At 49.6% G+C, this 17,216-nt stretch carries 25 protein-coding genes; 6 read left to right on the top strand and 19 right to left on the bottom strand.

Annotated features, from left to right (window positions below; translation table 11 throughout):
• Position 1 precedes the first annotated feature (1 nt).
• A complete protein-coding gene (locus BLQ59_RS01865) occupies positions 2-406 on the bottom strand; it encodes a winged helix-turn-helix transcriptional regulator (RefSeq protein ID WP_074571233.1) in 405 nt (134 codons plus the stop codon).
• Between the two features lie 14 nt (positions 407-420).
• Positions 421-852 carry a DUF4440 domain-containing protein gene (locus BLQ59_RS01860; RefSeq protein WP_371118266.1) on the bottom strand — a complete coding sequence of 144 codons (432 nt, stop codon included), beginning with the start codon at positions 850-852 and terminating at the stop codon, positions 421-423.
• Between the two features lie 115 nt (positions 853-967).
• On the opposite strand from BLQ59_RS01860, the gene BLQ59_RS01855 reads away from it, so the two are divergent.
• A complete protein-coding gene (locus tag BLQ59_RS01855; protein WP_074571231.1) occupies positions 968-1,492 on the top strand; it encodes an MBL fold metallo-hydrolase in 525 nt (174 codons plus the stop codon).
• A 9-nt stretch (positions 1,493-1,501) separates the two neighbouring features.
• Here BLQ59_RS01855 and BLQ59_RS01850 read toward each other — a convergent pair whose 3' ends face one another.
• Positions 1,502-2,374, bottom strand: a complete 873-nt coding sequence (locus BLQ59_RS01850; protein WP_074571230.1) for a LysR family transcriptional regulator — start codon at positions 2,372-2,374, stop codon at positions 1,502-1,504.
• Positions 2,375-2,525: 151 nt separating this feature from the next.
• Here BLQ59_RS01850 and BLQ59_RS15880 point away from each other — a divergent pair, with 151 nt between their 5' ends.
• Positions 2,526-2,687 carry a hypothetical protein gene (locus tag BLQ59_RS15880; RefSeq protein ID WP_176756693.1) on the top strand — a complete coding sequence of 54 codons (162 nt, stop codon included), beginning with the start codon at positions 2,526-2,528 and terminating at the stop codon, positions 2,685-2,687.
• A gap of 57 nt (positions 2,688-2,744) precedes the next feature.
• On the opposite strand, the gene BLQ59_RS01845 is transcribed toward BLQ59_RS15880, so the two are convergent.
• Positions 2,745-3,536, bottom strand: coding sequence for an MBL fold metallo-hydrolase (locus BLQ59_RS01845; RefSeq protein WP_074571229.1), 792 nt, complete (start codon positions 3,534-3,536; stop codon positions 2,745-2,747).
• Between the two features lie 157 nt (positions 3,537-3,693).
• On the opposite strand from BLQ59_RS01845, the gene BLQ59_RS01840 reads away from it, so the two are divergent.
• Positions 3,694-4,590 carry a LysR family transcriptional regulator gene (locus BLQ59_RS01840; RefSeq protein ID WP_256324575.1) on the top strand — a complete coding sequence of 299 codons (897 nt, stop codon included), beginning with the start codon at positions 3,694-3,696 and terminating at the stop codon, positions 4,588-4,590.
• 32 nt (positions 4,591-4,622) lie between these two features.
• Here BLQ59_RS01840 and BLQ59_RS01835 read toward each other — a convergent pair whose 3' ends face one another.
• The 3 genes from BLQ59_RS01835 to BLQ59_RS01825 form a co-directional block, all read right to left on the bottom strand.
• Positions 4,623-4,838: a hypothetical protein gene (locus tag BLQ59_RS01835; RefSeq protein WP_074571228.1), complete on the bottom strand. Its 216-nt coding sequence runs from the start codon at positions 4,836-4,838 to the stop codon at positions 4,623-4,625.
• The gene (locus BLQ59_RS15685) at positions 4,805-4,981 is read right to left on the bottom strand and encodes a hypothetical protein (RefSeq protein ID WP_176756694.1); all 177 of its coding nucleotides are present in this window, start codon (positions 4,979-4,981) and stop codon (positions 4,805-4,807) included. Before BLQ59_RS15685 ends, BLQ59_RS01835 begins: the two co-directional genes overlap by 34 nt.
• Positions 4,982-5,203: 222 nt before the next feature.
• Complete coding sequence (locus BLQ59_RS01825) at positions 5,204-6,187, bottom strand: YeiH family protein (protein ID WP_074571227.1); 984 nt, start codon at positions 6,185-6,187, stop codon at positions 5,204-5,206.
• 123 nt (positions 6,188-6,310) lie between these two features.
• On the opposite strand from BLQ59_RS01825, the gene BLQ59_RS01820 reads away from it, so the two are divergent.
• On the top strand, positions 6,311-7,180 hold the full coding sequence (locus BLQ59_RS01820; protein WP_074571226.1) for a LysR family transcriptional regulator: 870 nt from the start codon (positions 6,311-6,313) through the stop codon (positions 7,178-7,180).
• Positions 7,181-7,700: 520 nt separating this feature from the next.
• Here the strand turns inward: BLQ59_RS01820 and BLQ59_RS01815 are convergent.
• Complete coding sequence (locus tag BLQ59_RS01815; RefSeq protein WP_074571225.1) at positions 7,701-8,249, bottom strand: SMI1/KNR4 family protein; 549 nt, start codon at positions 8,247-8,249, stop codon at positions 7,701-7,703.
• Between the two features lie 164 nt (positions 8,250-8,413).
• Positions 8,414-9,448 (bottom strand): Gfo/Idh/MocA family oxidoreductase, encoded by a 1,035-nt coding sequence (locus BLQ59_RS01810; RefSeq protein ID WP_074571224.1) that lies wholly within the window; start codon positions 9,446-9,448, stop codon positions 8,414-8,416.
• 171 nt (positions 9,449-9,619) lie between these two features.
• Here BLQ59_RS01810 and BLQ59_RS01805 point away from each other — a divergent pair, with 171 nt between their 5' ends.
• The gene (locus BLQ59_RS01805; protein WP_074571223.1) at positions 9,620-10,618 is read left to right on the top strand and encodes a hypothetical protein; all 999 of its coding nucleotides are present in this window, start codon (positions 9,620-9,622) and stop codon (positions 10,616-10,618) included.
• Positions 10,619-10,721: 103 nt separating this feature from the next.
• Here BLQ59_RS01805 and BLQ59_RS16290 read toward each other — a convergent pair whose 3' ends face one another.
• On the bottom strand, positions 10,722-10,919 hold the full coding sequence (locus BLQ59_RS16290; protein ID WP_371118265.1) for a hypothetical protein: 198 nt from the start codon (positions 10,917-10,919) through the stop codon (positions 10,722-10,724).
• Between the two features lie 11 nt (positions 10,920-10,930).
• On the bottom strand, positions 10,931-11,119 hold the full coding sequence (locus tag BLQ59_RS16285) for a hypothetical protein (RefSeq protein ID WP_081342399.1): 189 nt from the start codon (positions 11,117-11,119) through the stop codon (positions 10,931-10,933).
• Positions 11,120-11,182: 63 nt separating this feature from the next.
• Here BLQ59_RS16285 and BLQ59_RS16485 point away from each other — a divergent pair, with 63 nt between their 5' ends.
• A complete protein-coding gene (locus BLQ59_RS16485) occupies positions 11,183-11,353 on the top strand; it encodes a transposase (RefSeq protein WP_081342398.1) in 171 nt (56 codons plus the stop codon).
• 126 nt (positions 11,354-11,479) lie between these two features.
• On the opposite strand, the gene BLQ59_RS01790 is transcribed toward BLQ59_RS16485, so the two are convergent.
• The 8 genes from BLQ59_RS01790 to BLQ59_RS01755 all read right to left on the bottom strand — a co-directional run.
• Positions 11,480-12,034, bottom strand: coding sequence for a universal stress protein (locus BLQ59_RS01790; RefSeq protein ID WP_371118264.1), 555 nt, complete (start codon positions 12,032-12,034; stop codon positions 11,480-11,482).
• Positions 12,035-12,045: 11 nt separating this feature from the next.
• Positions 12,046-13,230 carry an ABC transporter permease gene (locus tag BLQ59_RS01785; protein WP_074571221.1) on the bottom strand — a complete coding sequence of 395 codons (1,185 nt, stop codon included), beginning with the start codon at positions 13,228-13,230 and terminating at the stop codon, positions 12,046-12,048.
• Positions 13,211-14,314, bottom strand: a complete 1,104-nt coding sequence (locus BLQ59_RS01780; RefSeq protein ID WP_074571220.1) for an HlyD family secretion protein — start codon at positions 14,312-14,314, stop codon at positions 13,211-13,213. The genes BLQ59_RS01785 and BLQ59_RS01780 overlap by 20 nt, the downstream gene beginning before the upstream one ends.
• Positions 14,315-14,370: 56 nt before the next feature.
• Complete coding sequence (locus tag BLQ59_RS01775; protein WP_074571219.1) at positions 14,371-14,856, bottom strand: MarR family winged helix-turn-helix transcriptional regulator; 486 nt, start codon at positions 14,854-14,856, stop codon at positions 14,371-14,373.
• 159 nt (positions 14,857-15,015) lie between these two features.
• Positions 15,016-15,564 (bottom strand): glutathione peroxidase, encoded by a 549-nt coding sequence (locus BLQ59_RS01770; RefSeq protein ID WP_074571218.1) that lies wholly within the window; start codon positions 15,562-15,564, stop codon positions 15,016-15,018.
• Positions 15,565-15,588: 24 nt separating this feature from the next.
• A complete protein-coding gene (locus tag BLQ59_RS01765) occupies positions 15,589-15,819 on the bottom strand; it encodes a glutaredoxin family protein (protein ID WP_074571217.1) in 231 nt (76 codons plus the stop codon).
• Entirely contained in the window at positions 15,813-16,760 is a 948-nt protein-coding gene (locus BLQ59_RS01760) for an NAD(P)/FAD-dependent oxidoreductase (protein ID WP_074571216.1), read from the bottom strand. The genes BLQ59_RS01765 and BLQ59_RS01760 overlap by 7 nt, the downstream gene beginning before the upstream one ends.
• A gap of 217 nt (positions 16,761-16,977) precedes the next feature.
• A partial coding sequence (locus tag BLQ59_RS01755; RefSeq protein ID WP_143005248.1) for an IS3 family transposase occupies positions 16,978-17,216 on the bottom strand: 239 nt, incomplete at its 5' end.

Here is a 17,216-nt window from a genome sequence, read left to right as displayed (position 1 = left end):
GTCACTTATCCTCCCGGGCCTCGTAGATTTCCTTTTCGTATTTGAAGCCCCAGTTCATGATGGCATAAAACACTGGTTGCAAATCCCGCCCCATCTCGGACAAGGAGTATTCCACATGAGGCGGCATCTCGTTGAACTGTTCCCGAATGATCAAGCCATCTTCTTCCAATTCCTGCAAGCTCTTGGTCAGCATGGTGTTGGTAATGCCCGGTAAATCTTTCTTGAGCTGGCCAAAACGCACGCTGTCATAAATGCACAGCTCATACATCAGCTGGGATTTCCACCGTCCCTGCAGCATTTGCAGCAAAGGCGTCACCGGACAGTGTCCTGCCTCGGTGACAATCCCCTCCTTGACCCTGACTAGATATTCTTCATAGCTCATATATGTTTTATCCTGTTTGCCCATAAGAGCCCACCACCTTATAAAATCTCTTCTTTGGCAAAAGCACTGAAATCCATCGTCATCGGCAGGATAAAGGACCAGGTGGAGTGAATGACCTGCCAGCCAGCTTCTTCCTGCTGAAATATTTCAATGCAGTTATACTGCATTGAAAAAGGCTTGCCAAATAACTTCGTATCGGCAAAAAGCTGATAGGTCAAAACCGCCATGTCCTTGCCCAATTGGACTCTGGGACAGCAGAAATCATATTTTTCTGCAAAAAGCTGCCCTTCCACTAGTTCCAACGCCTTGCAAATTTCCTCGTAGCTGTCCACACGATGTTCCTTTGCTCCGTCAAAGTAGGAAAAATTCTTTTTCGACCACAAATTCCTGTAACCAGAAGTATCTCCCTTAAACCATTTATCCAGCGCCGCTTTTTCGTACGCAGTTTTTTCTAACCTAGTACGCTCGATGATACTAATGGGCGCTGCCGCGGGTTCACAAACGAAATAATTTTTCCTCGACCTTACGATATTGACTTGTCAAACTATGCTATAATGATTTCAGTTACGCAATAAGGAGAAATTTATGCTACAGGAAGCCACGGGCGAAACGGCCATGCACTATTTATTTGACCGCACGCCCATCGAACCTGTGCAAGTCTTTGACAACCTTTTCTATATTGGTACCATATCCGTGGCGCAGTTCATTGTGCGCACCAGCGAAGGCCTGATCATGATTGACTCGGGCTGGGATGAGCAGGATGCGGACTATGCTGCCGCCAGCATGAAGAAGCTGGGGCTCTCCCCTGCCGATACCCGCTACATTCTCCTTACCCACGGTCACAGCGACCACTATGGCGGAGCCCAGTTCTTCAAGGATAAATATGCACCCCAGGCCAAAGTCGGCATCAATATCATTGACAGCAACTGGTATTCGGTGATTCCTGCGGAAAACGCTTTTGCCGACATGCGTCCCCAGATTGACATCGAACTCAATGACCGCCGCCCCGGCCAGCCCCATCCCTTTGTTATCGGGCAGGAAAAGTATCGCCAGTACGAAGATGTCTTCCGGAAAATGGCCCAGGATGCCATTGGAAAATACCAAAAGTAAATATCCTTATCATAATGCGGCAAATTTATGCCGGACGAAGTCGATAAGACATCGTTCATCGGCATAGATTTGCCGGCCTTTTTTCGTGACGATAAAGCCTTTCTGCTGGAGCCCTTCGATAGGAATGGCCGTAAGGCCGCTTTCCGGCAGGATGCCATTGCCGGTCAAAATGGACAGCGCAATGCCCTGCTGAACGATATTCCAGACACTGGAAAGATTGGGCGAATAATGCAACACCTGTGGCTGGAGCTTTTGTTTGGCGAACTCAGCCAAGACCTGACGAGTCAAAATGAAATTACGACTCAGCAGTACCAAAGGATAGACAGCGGCCTTCGCCAGGGGGATGCTTTTTTGATTGGTCAACGGATGCTCCCGGGGAACGCAGAGACAGATGGGCCAAGTGGACAGCTTGCGCAAGCTCAGATTAGGACGGCCTTCCGCATCGTGGACAAAGGCCAGGTCAACCTCTTCCCGTTCCACCATATCCAGTGCCGCCCCACCGGCGGGCTCGATGATTTCCAGCTGAATTTCCGGATGGAACTGACGAAATTCCCCAAGGAGCAGAGGCAGGATAACCGTGGCAATCTGGGAAGGAACCGCCAGCTGCAGGCGGTTGTGCCGTTTGGCAATCTCCTTGACGCTTGACTCAAAGCGCTTAACCTGCTTGAGCATCTTTTCCACTTCGTGAAACAGCGCCTGCCCGTCTTCCGTAAGCTGGATATTGCGCCCCACATGACGGAACAGGTTGAGTCCCGTGTCCTCTTCGATATTCTTCATGGCCAGGCTCAGGGTTGACTGGGACATATGCAATGTCGCTGCCGCCTTGGTCACATTCTCCTGACGGCAGACCTCGGCATAGTATTGCATTTGCTGGATATTCATGGCGTCACCTCCGTTTTCTTTAGCTTTATCATAACCAAATCCATCGATTTTCTCAATATATAAATTGATTATATGTGTTTTTATTTTCCGTTTGGATGGGCTATGATTAAGTCAGAAAGAACATCACAACTCAAAACAGGAGGCAATGATCATGAAACAGGCAATGAAAACCTACGCGGAAAAACTGATGAAAAGAACCCATAAAGCCGTGATGATTTACCAGCAGGATCTGGCTAAGAAACAGGAACTGCCACTGGCGCAAAGGAATATGCTCTATGGGAAATATCTGCTGGATATCAATGATGCCCTTTAACCCCGCGCCACTTACTACTTTTTTCTGGGCGTATGCCCATAGTAACTCTTGAAGAATTTATAAAGTTACCGTCTGCCCATCCAGTGGCATATCATAATTGGTCACGCCGCGCTCTGCCAAACTACCTTTCAGTGTATGGCGGGTAAGCGCAGCATGGGCCACATTATCCAAGTGCGTCAGATAGAGTCTGGCTTCTGGAGAAGTTTTGGCTACACATTGGACATCTTCAGCATTCATGATGAGCCTGCCATTTTCCACGGTCTCGGCAGCACAGCAGTTAAGCGCCACTACCTCCGGCTGATATCGCTTTAATGTATCAGCCACGGCTGGATACCAAACTGTATCACCCGCCAGATAGAAAGTCTTTTCTCCTTCAGCAGCAAACATTACCCCCATCGCATCGCCACAAGGAACCACAGTTCCATGGAGCGCTGGAAGTTTTATCAACTTTGCCTTCCCACACATCATGCCATCTTCAGAAAGCACCATTACCTCCCGGAAGCCTGACTTCTGAAAAACTTCCGCATCTTGTTGATTTTGGCAGATTACCGGAACATTCTTATCAAGCGGCGCACCAACAGTACCGTCCATTCCCATGTCGATATGGTCAGGATGCAAATGCGTTACCAGATAGTAATCCACGCCCGTCAGAATCTCTTCCATCGACATAGGCAAATCATAAAAGGGCATGAGAAGATGCTCCTTCATCTCATCCGGCACATGATAAGGCCTGCCTGGCACATCAATAAAAGAAAACTGGTGTTTCGGCATTAGCCAAGGGTCTATAAGAAAAACCTTGTCTGCGTATTCGAGGCGGTTAGTAGCATTGCGGATTTGTGTCAGATTCATGGTCATACTCTCCTTTTCGTCAACACTTAATTGCTTTCTCATTGTGATAAGTCTAGTATAAATCCCATATTACGTCACAACAAGCAAATATGTTTTCCATTGCCGCAACTAAAATATTGCTGTAAAATGAAAACAAAAACGAAGGGAGCTGTCTATTTTGAATCAAAAACAAATGGAATATTTCCTGGAAGTATACCGGCAGGGCAATATCCAAAATGCGGCCAACAACCTTTATGTATCACGACAGGGAGTCAGCAAAATAATAAAGACATTAGAAGATGAGCTGGGGCAGCTACTTTTTATCCGCAATCCCCACGGCCTTGTCCCCACAGACTACGCTACGGCACTTCTTCCCCATGTTCAGAGACTGCTGGAAGAATACCGCACTATTGAAAGCATGCGTACACTGGCCTCACAATCAAAAAGTGTGGTTACCGTCTTTGCACTCGACCATGTCTTTGCCTTTCTGGGCGCAAAATTTCTTTTGGACTTTCATCGCACTTTTCCAGATATAATTCTTAGCACAGTGGACACCACAGATGACGCAGCCTTAAAAGGCGTTCTAGAGAAGAGTTGCAATTTTGCCATTGTAACGGGAGAACTTGACAAAACCCGCTTTTGCGGCGAACCGCTGTTCTTTTCCCGTTACTGTGCCCGCCTTCATTCCAGTCACCCTTTGGCGAAAAAGGATAAACTCACGTATAAAGACCTTGATGGCACAAAAATCGTCAGTAAAGGGCGCGCTTATCAGTGCTTCCGGCACAATATGGACAAATACATCCTGCTACCCGGACTGAAAGTAGACCTTGTAGCCGAAACAGCCGATGAGATGCTTATTGCCGACCTGATTCTCCAGCACCAGGTTGTAAACATTGGTTATGATTATGCCGCTATGTTGAAGCCACATCCGGATATTGTCGTGAGACTCCTGGGCACGGAAGACGAGCAAGGGCAGACCATATACCTTGCCTGGGATAAAACCACTGTCCTCACCAAGGCCAGCCAAAAGTTCCGTGATTTTCTGCTAAACTGGCTCCCCCAAAATGCCCTGTGATTTTTATATACGACGGATTTCCGCTTTACGTTTTAACTAAGCGCATTCCCTGCCTCTGCCAGAATCCGCATCTGCTCCATGGTCTGTGCTTCCGTCACCAGCGGCGCCGCACCATTGATTGCCGTTTCATATAGGGCATCATAGTATCTTGCATAGTCCCCTTTTTCACTGGGGACTTTTTCTTCGTGGTAATTTCCCGCTTCATCATAGTAGATTAACGTGCCGTAAATTCCACGCCTGCAACCCACGCCCAGTCTTGCTTGGCCAGGTTCCGCTGGTAGATCATCTTCACGCGGATCTTATCGGGTCGGTTCAGCGCAAAGGGCAAATGATAGCGGTTCGTGCTCTTGCCATTGCCGATATAGCCAATCACTAATTTACGATTTTGCATTATCCTATCACCTCAAAGCAATCTATTCGTTATCCCTCTTATCATTTCCTTTATTTATCCGCAATGTCATTTTCCAATGACCTGATGGCTCTTGCCGGCACTCCTCCCACCAAAGTATTGTCTGGCACATCTTTCGTCACCACTGCCCACCTGCCCTTGCTACACTAGCATTTTCTAATGGATATCGTGGCAATTTCTAAGAGGATGTAAGCTAAAAAGATTTTACAGAATCCCCGTCACATACTGTACAAAAAGCGACATGCAGGCTACGGCTGCCCAGCAACAGAACCCTAGCGCGATGGGTGCAAGACCATGCTTTACCAATTCCATCAGCCGGGTATTCAGGCCGATGGCGCACATGGCCAGCACGATAGCAAACTTGCCGAGGCTGCCCAACATATGGGAAAGCGCTGCAGGCAGGAAACCCGTGGTATTGACAATAGATGCCACTACAAACCAAAGGATAAACCAGGGAAAGATTCTGCCCAGGCTGAAACCTCCACCCTGCCCAGATTTTTCCCGCGCCGTGAGGAAGGCAAAGAACAGGCACACCGGCACAATCATCAGCGCCCGGGTCAGCTTTACAATGGTGGCAAAGCCGCCTGCTTCCTCACTGTAGGAATACCCTGCCGCCACCACGGAAGACGTATCGTTTACCGCCGTACCGGCCCACATGCCGAAGCCAAAATCCGACATGTTCATCAAATGTCCCAGAAAAGGAAAGATGAAAACCGCCAGCACATTGAACAGGAAAATCGTGGAAATAGAAAAGGCGATGTCCTTATCCTTTGCCCCGATAACCGGTGCCACTGCCGCAATGGCCGAGCCGCCGCAGATAGCCGTTCCTGCTCCGATAAGCGTCGTGGTGCTGCGTTCCAGCTTCAGCAGCCTGCCCACCGTAAGCGCCACAAAGAATGCCGTGAGCAGCGTAAAAATCATCACCGAAAAGGACCGGGCACCGACTTCCAGCACATGGAAAAGGTTCATCTCAAAGCCCAGCAGGATAATGGCATACTGCAGGATTTTCTTCCCCGTAAAGGAAATACCCGCTTCAAAAGCCTGAGGACGATGCAGCCCCGCAAAGAGCATCCCGAGCAAAATCCCGAACACCGGCCCGCCCACAATGGGAAATTGCTGCCCCAAAAACCACGCCGGCACAGCAAAGACCAGGGCAAACAAAATGCCCCGGATATATTCTTTCTTCATGATATATACCTCCTGCAATTCATCATTGACAGAAGGTATGTTAACACTTAGATTAGAATATGTAAAATACTATAATTTGATTATAACCATAGGTATACAGTTATATAACAGGAGGAAGCTTTCATGACACTGCGGCATTTCCAAATTTTTCTCCATGTCTGCGACGAAGACGGCATGACACGAGCTGCTGAGAAAATGCACATTTCCCAGCCCTCTGTCAGTCAGGCCATCAAGGAATTAGAAGAACACTATCAGGTACGACTGTTTGAACGCCTGGGCAAGCGGCTGTTTCTCACCGCCGCCGGCCAGGAGCTCATGCATTATGCCCGTCATGTGATCAGCCTGACCACACAGGCCGAATTCGCCCTGCGGGGCTTCTCTGCCCTCTCTCCTCTGCGCATCGGTGCCACCCTGTCCATCGGCGAAAGCGTATTCATCCCGCTGCTTTCCCGCCTCAAAGAAAAACTCCCCCAGCAGCCCATTTTTTCCCGCATCCACAACACTGCAACACTGGAACAGTACCTCTTGCAGGACGAACTGGATATCGCGTTGGTGGAAGGAACCATCACCTCCGAATACCTGCAGGAAATCCCCTTTATGGATGACGAACTGCTCCTCGTAGCGGCACCCGGCATTGCTGCCAGACTCACATTGGACGACCTGGCCACCTGCGATTTCATCATGCGAGAGGAAGGCAGCGGCACCCGTAACCTTTTTGAACAGGTCATGCATGAGCAGGGAATCACGCCGCATATCGTCGGCGTCTACAATAACTCCGCCAGCATCAAACAGGCCGTCATAGCCGGCCTGGGCATAACGGCCCTGTCCCGCCAGCTGGTGGAAACAGAAATCCGGGACGGCAGCCTTATCGAGCTTACCGTCCCGAATATCCGCTTTAAGCGCAATTTCCGCCTAGTTCATCATGTCAACAAATATATCACGCCCACGCTGCAGCTATTCATCGACTTATGCCAAAACGACGATGACTTTTAATTCCACCAGCCACTCTATCTGGCAGTTGTCCATAAAAGTAGTACTTCCGTCATCATCCAATCAGGATATAGTACCTATGTAGCCGGATAATAACACAGCTCGTATTCTATTTGGTCCCTGCTTAAGTTTTCCAAATCATCAAATATACGAAACCTCATAACCCATCTCCCGTGTCCAGCGAGACACTTCTCCTGTAAGTTAGTTCGCTTTGTCATACTTCAAAACCTCCCCATATATGCAGTCCAAAAGTCAATCCATATTTTCATAGGCTGACTTTTGAAAAAAAATGCGGGACGGATAAAAGATGAAAATGACTCATGCATGACTGTTTCTCGGTCTAGTACTCTTTAGCATACCAAGCTTTAGCGCCTGTGGCTCATATTCGGAAGTGCCCATAGACGGAGGCAACATCTGCCTGAACAGTGATCAGCAGCTGCCTCCTGCGTATAAGGAAATTTTTGCTGAACTAAGACGCGCACTGACCGTGATAGAGGAAGATGTCAGACAAAATCAATAAAAATCACACTAGCCGCTTTGAAGTTAGCTTTTGCCATTCTTCTTCGAAAATATCCTCATAAAAATCTACTTTAACGCTCATTTTCCTTATGAAATCATCAAGTGAATCGGCAATAAGAGTATAACCATCATCCGCCTCGCTAGGATCCACCACAGGGCTGCGTCCCTCATTATCTTTTTTAGTCAAATCCAGGCAAAAATACAGCTGATCTCCTATGTAGAAAAATGGAAACATAATTTTTCTGTCTCTTGATTCTATATTATCGTCCTGCTCGCCTTCATAACATCCTTCTTTTAGAATAATATCTGTTAATTCCTCCGGATGTATAATTTCATCAATTGAATCATGCTTTTTGGCACAAAGCCCGCCCCAACCGATTTGCATATATAATGCTCTCAGTTCTGGAGGAAAGGAGCACCCTAGTCGTTTTTCCTGCTTTTTAATTTCTTCTCTTTTCAAAGAGAAAAAACGATGCATAATTTTTTCATCATTTTCCCATTCTTTGTTATCATCAATACTCGAAATCTCTTCCAGCCAAGAAAAATCAATCATTTATAAGACACCTTCTTTTGTTGCTTCATAAAAAAAGAAGCGACTTGTATAGCCGCTTCCAAGTATATAAAACAATCATTAGATTTTAATTAAAGTTACAGCACTTTACAACTTCAACAATTCTTGTCATAATAAATATCCTCTTAGTTCAAGTATTCTGACTTTCACCTAAGCACTTTCCCTGCCTCAGCCAGAATCCGCATCTGCTCCATGGTTTCATCCTCTGTTACCAGCGGTGCCGCACCATGGATTAGCGTTTCATATAGGGCATCATAGTATCTTGCATAGTCCCCTTTTTCACTGGGAACTTTCTCTTCGTGGTAATTTCCTGCTTCGTCGTAGTAGATCGACGTACCGTAATGCTCTGGCAAATCGAGGCCAAAGTCCGGATGGCCTGCAGGCAGGTAAAATTTCTTTAAATCTGCTTCCTGCCGGTCTTCGGTCTCCTTGACAAAACAGCCCCGCCGTCCGTAAAGCTCGAAGCTGGGGCGGGATTTAGCCCGGAAATAACTAGACTTCACGGATACCTTAAAGCCCTCATAGAACAGATCCAAATCAAAGTAATCGTTCATGCGGCCCTGGCCCAGAAGCTGCCGCACATCCGAGCGAACCTCCAAAGGCTTGCCAAACCAGGAAAGCACCTGATCGACGGTATGGCAAGCATGGGTATAGAGGAAGGCATCTTCCTTCCGGAAGCCCTCTGCCCCTTCCGGCACATAAGCCCGGTAATAGTCATAGTTCATATTGACTTCAAAGAGCTCGCCCAATTTGCCGGAGGCCAATACCTTCTGCGCCGTCAGGAAATCGCTGTCAAAGCGGCGGTTCTGATAGCACTGCACCATTACGCCCTTTTCCCTTGCCAGTTGGAACAGATCTGCTGCTTCCTCTGCACTTGTGGCAAAGGGCTTTTCCACCACGCAGTTTTTCCCGGCCTCCAACACTTTCTTGGCCAGCAGATAATGGGCTGCCGTGGCCGTCGTCACCACCAGCACATCGATTTCCGGGTCATGCAGAATCTTTTCCAGGTCATCCGTATATTCCACCCCCGCAATCCGCGCCCAATCCTGCTTGGCCAAATTCCGCTGGTAAATCATCTTTACCAGGATTGTATCGGGGCGGTTCAGCACAAAGGGCAAATGATAGCGGTTCGTGCTCTTGCCATTGCCAATATAGCCAATCACTAATTTTCGATTTTGCATTATCCTATCACCTCAAAGTAATTTATTCGCTATCCTCTTTGTGATTTCCTTTATTTTCGGCCCATGCTGTATGTGCGGAAAATCCTTTTGAGAATCCAGACAGGATTTTCCCGCTGCTTAGCGAATCTCACCATAAGAAAACAACACGAATTACAATGGGAGGGATATCGGATGAAAATAACTCATGCATGCCTGTTTCTCGGCATGATGCTCATTAGTCTGCCGGGCTTTGGCGCCTGCGGCTCGTATTCGGAAGTGCCCATGGACGGAGGGCTTGAAGATCGTTCCAATCCGCAAGCCCCCAAAGTCATCCATTCCAACACCATCACAAAGTTTTCCCTGCATTTTGCCGAAGATGGCAATATCGGCGTGCCCGCGTCCGAGCCCAAAGATTCACAGCCTCCCTTCCCTGCTGGAAGATACACGCTGAGTGCCGAACGGCATGGAGCCCAGGCACATTTCCTGCTCGTATGCGACCGCTATGGCACGGTCACACCGCTCCGCTTTGCCAAAGACCTGCCGGCAAGTGCGCTTGATGAACTGCAGGCCATCATCCAAAAGCATAAACTTGCTGCCATCAACGGCAGCAGCCTGCGAAACAGCGCCCTAGGCACAGCGCTCAGCTTCCATGTGGACTACGACACAGACGAAACGCTTTCCGTTTACGCCGAAGGCGGCGCCTCAACTCTGCCACCCGGCTGGTGCGGCACGACGGTCTTTCTGGAATTTTTCACGGCCAAGCTGGACGCAGGAAATCGTCTCATCCCGCCCCTGCGCTCCTGCAGCTATGCCCTGAGCAATAGCAAAGGCCTTGTCTATTGTCTGGAACTGAATTCCGAACCCTATCAGGACAGCAAACGAGCCATCTTCAAAGAAACCCGTCCCACCCAAAATGCCGGCCAGCCTGACAGTGAACAGACCACCAAAACCATCTACGTACCCCGCGAGAAACTGGAAGCCCTCGAAGAGATTGCCGCCAAATACCAGCTCTGGAAATGGAAGGATTTACCCAGCCGGGACGATGACGTGGATGACCAGGATTTCATTTCCATCGTCTTCAATTACAGCGGCGGAGGCAACATCTGCCTGGACAGCAATCAGGAGCTGCCTCCTGAGTATGAGGAAGTTTTTGCGGAATTAAGACGCGCGCTGACCATGCGGATAAAGTGAAGGTTGATGTGGACGCCTGGAAGGTTAATGGAAAAGCAGCTCAACAAGGTAACGTCCAAGAGTTTGACCGGTCATTGCCCCGTCAAACTGCTGTTTTAATTGACTAAACGTCCATTATTATATTTTTTGCGCTCCACTGCAGACAGCCAGCGATAATCTGTACCAGATAACCATAGAAGCTATGTGCAGTTTTCTCTGTTACCGCTTCGACAAATGCCAGATACCAGTCCAGCACGTAGACCGTTTCCCACGGAGCAGCCAAAGGACGTGGCGGCCCCATGAAAAGTTGTGCATAGTCCACACGGGTTTGCTTTAATAAGTCTGCCGGCTCTGCCGCTTGTATTCCGCTGACAGATACATGGACAGCGCAATGGTCAGCGGCTTGATGATTTGCTGCGTAAACTCCGTCCGATGGACATACACCACCACCATCAAGCCCAAAAGTTTCCAGATGGGCGACTCTGTCGGCAGCGTCATATGGACAAATTCTTCGGCAAACATTTACCCCCCATGATAGAATGATTATGGTATCGCAAGCCAAATCATTAACATGGGGGTGCCTAAATGGACAGTTTAAGTTTAGCACAGGCAAAGTGGAAGTGCCAGTATCACATAATGTTTATCCCAAAGTATCGACGCAAGATGTTATATGGGAAAATACGGAGTGACCTAAAAGAAGTAATAACAAAGCTATGCGCATACAAGAATATCGAAATAATATCCGAAGCTTTTTAGCAGGTCACGCTCCTTCTCATCCATATACAGTTGGTTTCTCAGTTTCGATTTCAATCTGGGCCATTTCCAGTTCTGTGCGTGGTGTCTGGTCTTTTTTACGTCTGCCAACAGTGTTGACCAGCGCTGTTACTTGTCCGCTATATAATGTTCCTCGTCATCCCAATCATCCGGCATACCCTTGCACAGCAGCACGGGGCAAGCCGCATGCTGGGTGACGAAGCTGGAGACACTGCCCATCAGCAGCGTGCGGAAGGTGCCAAAGCCGTGCGTGCCCATGACGATCATATCACTTTCCTCTTCCTCGGCCACATTCAGGATGACTTCGCCGGGGCTGCCGACCTCCACTCGGGTATGGGCGTGGATTTCACTGGGAATCACATGCATGAGGTCTGCCAAAAACTTATAGGCGGCGATTTTCAGTTCTGCCGGCACATAGCCGCTGAGGCTGACCTGCTCAAAGGCCGCCACGTTCTGATTGTAGTCCACCACCATCAGCAGCGTGATTTCTGCATTGGTCACGGCCGCCAGCTGAACGGCTTCCTTTACCGCCTTGAACGCCTGACCGGAACCGTCCGTAGGCAGCAGGATACGGTCACACTTTATCGCCTGCTGCGGGCGCTTTTTGATCTCCTCAATCAGCGTGTCCGTATCCATCTGACCGGTCACTTCGAATTTCTCCACAACACCATCCCCTATTCTGCCAACTCTTTGGCGAGTCTGTCCATCTGTTTATGCTGGCGCGCCTCATCTGCCTGCTTAGCCAACAGTTCCTTGCGGGAAGCATTGAACCGCAGGCAGAACAGGATGCCCACGATGCCCATATAAATCAGGAAGGCACCAAAGGTCTGGGCGATATCTCCAAAACCCGCGCCCCGGGCGATAATATCCCGCTGGAAATGGAATTCCCAGGTCAGCGGGAACACATGACTGAGCTTTACCACCCAGTCCGCAAAGAAGGTTGTGGGCGCCGTCATGCCGCCTAGGATAAAGCCTCCGGGGATGAAGAGGATCATGCGGCTCGAAGCAATGCCGGGATTGGCCGCCGTCCAGCCAAAGAACAGGGACAGCGCTCCGATGGTGGGAATCATAAAGAGCTGCACGAAGATAAAGGTCAAAAGGCTTCCCGAAAACGTCAGGTCACCCCAGACGCGCAGGACTGCCAACCCGACCACCCAGGATACCAGCAGACAGAATCCATAAGGCAGAAGACGGACGAGTAAATCCCAGGGCGTACCATTGAGCAGCACTTCATCGAGCTGATGGCTCAGCCGCAGCCGGGGAATCATGCCGATGGTGGCAAAGGTGAAGAACATCGCCCCAAAGAACAACAGGAAGCCCAACGTTTCCCCATTGTCCTTGGAATCCTGCGGATTGAAGAGGTTACGTGCCGCCAGACTGAGCTGGCCCTGCAGGCTGTCATTGCTGCTGCCCACATCGCCGTTTGCCGCAGCATTATCGAGCCCCACGATTTCATTGAGGGCCTCCTTGATATTGCTGGTTGCGGCAGAGCTGGTGTTATCGTAGAATACACCGATATTGGCCGCCACGCCCGTATAACGGGCTTTTTCCAGTCCCTGCGGGAAATACACGACCGCCGACGCCCTGTCCTGATAGAACAAATCTTTCGGATCCTGTGGCGTGTTGAGCACCGCTGTGACCTTCATGAATTCAGAGGCCTCGATATGGTTGATCAATTCGCGCGAATAAGCCGAGTTATCCAGATCGATAACAGCGACTTTAGCATCCTTGGCAATATTGCCACTGAGGATCACGGACATGATGACCGTGATGACCATGGCCACCATAAGACAGACTTTTTCATAGGGCATCCCCTGACCGGAAAACAGGAAATTTAACTCATCTCTTAGCGAATTCACTGTCTTTCACCTCAATCGTCATGCCCGGGATGATTCCATCCTGCTTATCGATGTAAATGCGCACCTGGAAGGCCGACAGGTCCGACTGCCCCTTTTCCCGGGAGTTCTTCAAATCAGCAAAGCCCGGCGCCTGCGTCAGCAGATGTACCGTACCGGTAACTTCCCGATCCCCGGCTACCGTAGTCCCTGTAATTGCCTTGCCTTCGGCCAGCTGGGCCGCCTGCTTTTCGCTGACATAGATATCGTAATAGCTGCGGTTGCTCTCGAGCAGCACCACGGGTGTAGAAGGAGAAATCATCTCCCCTTCCTTGGCCAGCACCTTCAAGATCTTGCCATCCTCGGGGGCGCGCAAAGTCAGACGCTCTTTGGCGACTTCCAGTTCCTTGAGCTGCACTTCCAAAGCAGCTTTCTGCTGGCGCAGGGCTTCCACATCATTGGCCATATTGGCCATATTGGCGGCGGCCATCCGGGCCTGGGCAATGGAGTCCGTGCCGCTGCCATTGGTGACGGCAGTCAGTTTATTCAATAATTGCTTCTGCTGTTCCAGATTGGCCCGCGCCACATTGAGTGTCATTTCCGCATCATCGAGCTGGGACTGGGCAATGGCTCCAGCCTGTACCAAAGAAACCTTGCGGTTATAGTCAAGCTGAGCGTTCTTCAGCGTAACGTTGGCGGACTGTATCGCAGCCTGCTGCTGGTCGATGCCGCGATAATTCTGGCTCTCATCCGTATCGGCTTTGAGATAGTTGATCCCCTGCGTGCCGCTCGTGGAGGCAATCTGGGCTTCCATCTGGGCAATCTGCGTCTTGAGCTTGGCAATGGAAAGGTCTGTGTCCGTGGAGTCCAGCTCCATGATCACATCGCCCTTCTTGACGAAATCCCCTTCCTTGACTGCCTCTTTCACCAGCCGTCCGCTGACCGAATCAAAGGACATCTTGACCTGTTCGGCCGTGAGGATGCCTTCCTTCTTCTCCGTGGCCAGCACCAGGGCATCGTTGCCCGTGTACATCAGGACCAGCCCGCCGATAATCAGCAGGGCGATGAATATTATACCGGTACGCTTGGCTTTTTCTTTTGTGTTCATTCTCTGATCTCCTTAATTAGTTTACTAGCTAACTATATGGACAAAAATCAAGTGCCTCAGGCACTCAATTTTTCCAAAAGCATAATGAGTTCTTTCTGCTCTGCCTCGCTCAGCTTTTCCATCAGCTTGCTGACGCGCAGATAATGTGGCGGCAGGATCTCCTCCATAAAGTCGCGGCCTGCTTTCGTCAGGCTTACCACCTTGCCCCGGCCATCCTGCTCCGCGGGGCGGATATCCACCAGCCCGTCACGCTCCATGCGCCGCAACATATTGCTGATGGTGGCCCGGGTTACACCGACTTTGGCCGCCAGCTCCGAAGGGGCAATTCCCTGTTCCACATGCTGATGGAGCACCACCAATGTGCAGAATTTCCCTTCCGACAACTGATAATCCTTCTGCAGCACATCCAGTATGGACTGCTGAATCTCCTCACTGGCCATCTTAATGCCCAACATGGCAATGACCGCCGCCGGATTGATCTCCGGCACCATTTTCTTATGCCGCTCCAATTCCTCAAAAGTAGGCACCATTTCTCGCTTCATGATCTTCCTCACCAATAATAATTAGCTTGCTAACTATTTATTATAAGGATTTTTTCCTTTTTGTCAACTGACGTCAAGGTATTTTTATGTCTGCAAAAAAATCCGGGACGGCAGCCTCATACAGCTTACCGTCCCGGATTTCTTTTTCCGTCTAATCCTTCATGCCAACAGTTTTTCGATATCCGCTGCCATCTTTGCTGGAGAGGCCGTGGGCTCAAAGCGGGCCACGACGTTTCCTGCCCGGTCTACCAGGAACTTGGTGAAGTTCCACTTGATGGAATCCCCTTCCAGATACTCGGGGAAATTCTGCTGCAAAGCTTCTTCCAATTTGGCCGCAATGGGATGGTCCTTATCAAAGCCCTTGAAGCCCTGCTGCTCTACCAGATACTTGAACAAAGGCTGGGCCGTTTCGCCGCGCACATCGCCTTTCTCAAAGATCTGGAAGGTCACGCCATAATTCAGGCGGCAGAATTCCTGCACTTCACGGTTGGAACCTGGCTCCTGACCGGCAAACTGGTTGCAGGGGAAGCCCAGAATTTCCAGCCCCTGCCCCTTGTACTTCATATAGAGGTCCTGCAATTCCTTGAACTGCGGAGTAAAGCCGCACTTGGAGGCCGTGTTGACGATGATCAGCACCTTGCCCTTATAATCCGCCAGGGATTTTTCCTCACCTTTATTCGTTCTTACCGGAAAATCATAGATCCCCATTTTATTTTCCTCCTCGTCTATCGCTTAAAGTCCCAGCAGCTCATCCAGCTTGGCTTTGTCAAAGCTGAGCACATAATCCTTATCATTGGCCGTGGTGATGGGAACCACCAGATCCCCCGTGAGAGCATAGCAGGCATCGCGGTCTGCATCATTCATCTCGATATTGTGTTCCTCAAATTCCACGTTTTTGCTCTTCAAGTACTTTTTGACCTTGTCACACCAGGGACAATCATTGATTGAATATACCTTTACCATACTACATTACCCTCTTTCAATTTCACCAGATATTTCTCAGCCAGCAGGGCTGCCGTCGTACCATCCGCAGCGGCCGTGGTCAGCTGACGTATTTCCTTTTCCCGCACATCACCGGCGGCAAACACACCGGGAATGGACGTGCGGCAATCCTCACCTGCCGCAATGCGGCCGCTGGGAGCCAGGGGCAGTTCCTCCGCAAAAAGCTCTGTATTGGGCACCACGCCGATATTGACGAAGATGCCGTCCACCGGCAGCTGGCGAGTCTCCCCCGCTGCCTTGTCCAATACCTCGATGGACTCCAGCCGTCCTTCACCATGAAGGCTTTTGACTTCTGTCTGTAGGAAGACCTCCGCCTTGGGATTATCCTGCAGGCGCTTCCAGGAAACTTCATCCGCCCGTATTTCCGAGCGATGGATGAGATAGAGCTTCTTGGCATACTTCGAGAGGAAGTTCGCCGCATCCACCGCCGCATTGCCGCCGCCCATGACCGCGATGACCTTGTCCTGATACATATGGCCATCACAAAGCTCACAGTAATGCACGCCTTTGCCCGCATATTTGCTCTCCTCCGGCAGAGGCAGCTTGCGGCGGTTCATGCCCGAAGTGATAATCAGCGCATCGGCTTCGTAGATGTATTCCTCGGTCTCCACCAGTTTGGGATTTTCCTTGAGGGATACCTTCACAATGGAGTCAAATTCGTCAATGACCGCGCCAAAGCTCTCCGCCTGTTGCTGCAATGTGCCGATCAGCTCCTTGCCGGAAACCTTGGCAAAGCCCGGATAATTCTCAATGCCGATGGCATTGGCAATCTGACCGCCGATAATGCCGTTTTCCAGCACCAGTACATCAAGGTTCATGCGGCCTGCATAGAGCGCTGCGGTCAGCCCCGCCATGCCGGCACCAATAATGACAATATCCTTGTGGATATGCTTTTTTTCCATATCATCAACTCCTTCAACACCTTGCTCTGTTTTGCTTATGGTTTTATTATATACTAAAATTCAATTTTGTCAATTATAATTTTAGTATTTTTTATTTACAGAAACCATGCACCAAAAAAAGCAGTGCTGACCGGTCAAAAAATGAACTGCTACCCGTCAAGAGGACAATAAAAAAATATAAAATTTCTTTGGCCGGCAGATTCGTCTGCCGGTCTTTTTATGCGGCTAAATACAAGCTGTGTTTCTCTATCGGCGTTAGGATTCCGAGATTACGTTGCACACGCCTGTTGTTGTAATAATGGATGTAGGCTTTAATTGAATTCATGAGGCTACTTTTGCTGGTAAAACGCCTGCCATAGTACATTTCACGCTTGAGAATACCCCAAAATCCTTCCATAGGCCCATTGTCAATGCAGTGGGCTACACGGGACATACTTTGTGTCATGCCCTGTTTTT

The organism is Pseudoselenomonas ruminantium, from assembly GCF_900104055.1.
GTDB lineage: Bacteria > Bacillota > Negativicutes > Selenomonadales > Selenomonadaceae > Selenomonas_A > Selenomonas_A ruminantium_C.
The sequence above is the reverse complement of the archived record's forward strand: the minus strand, read 5'-3'. Positions and strand labels throughout refer to the sequence as shown.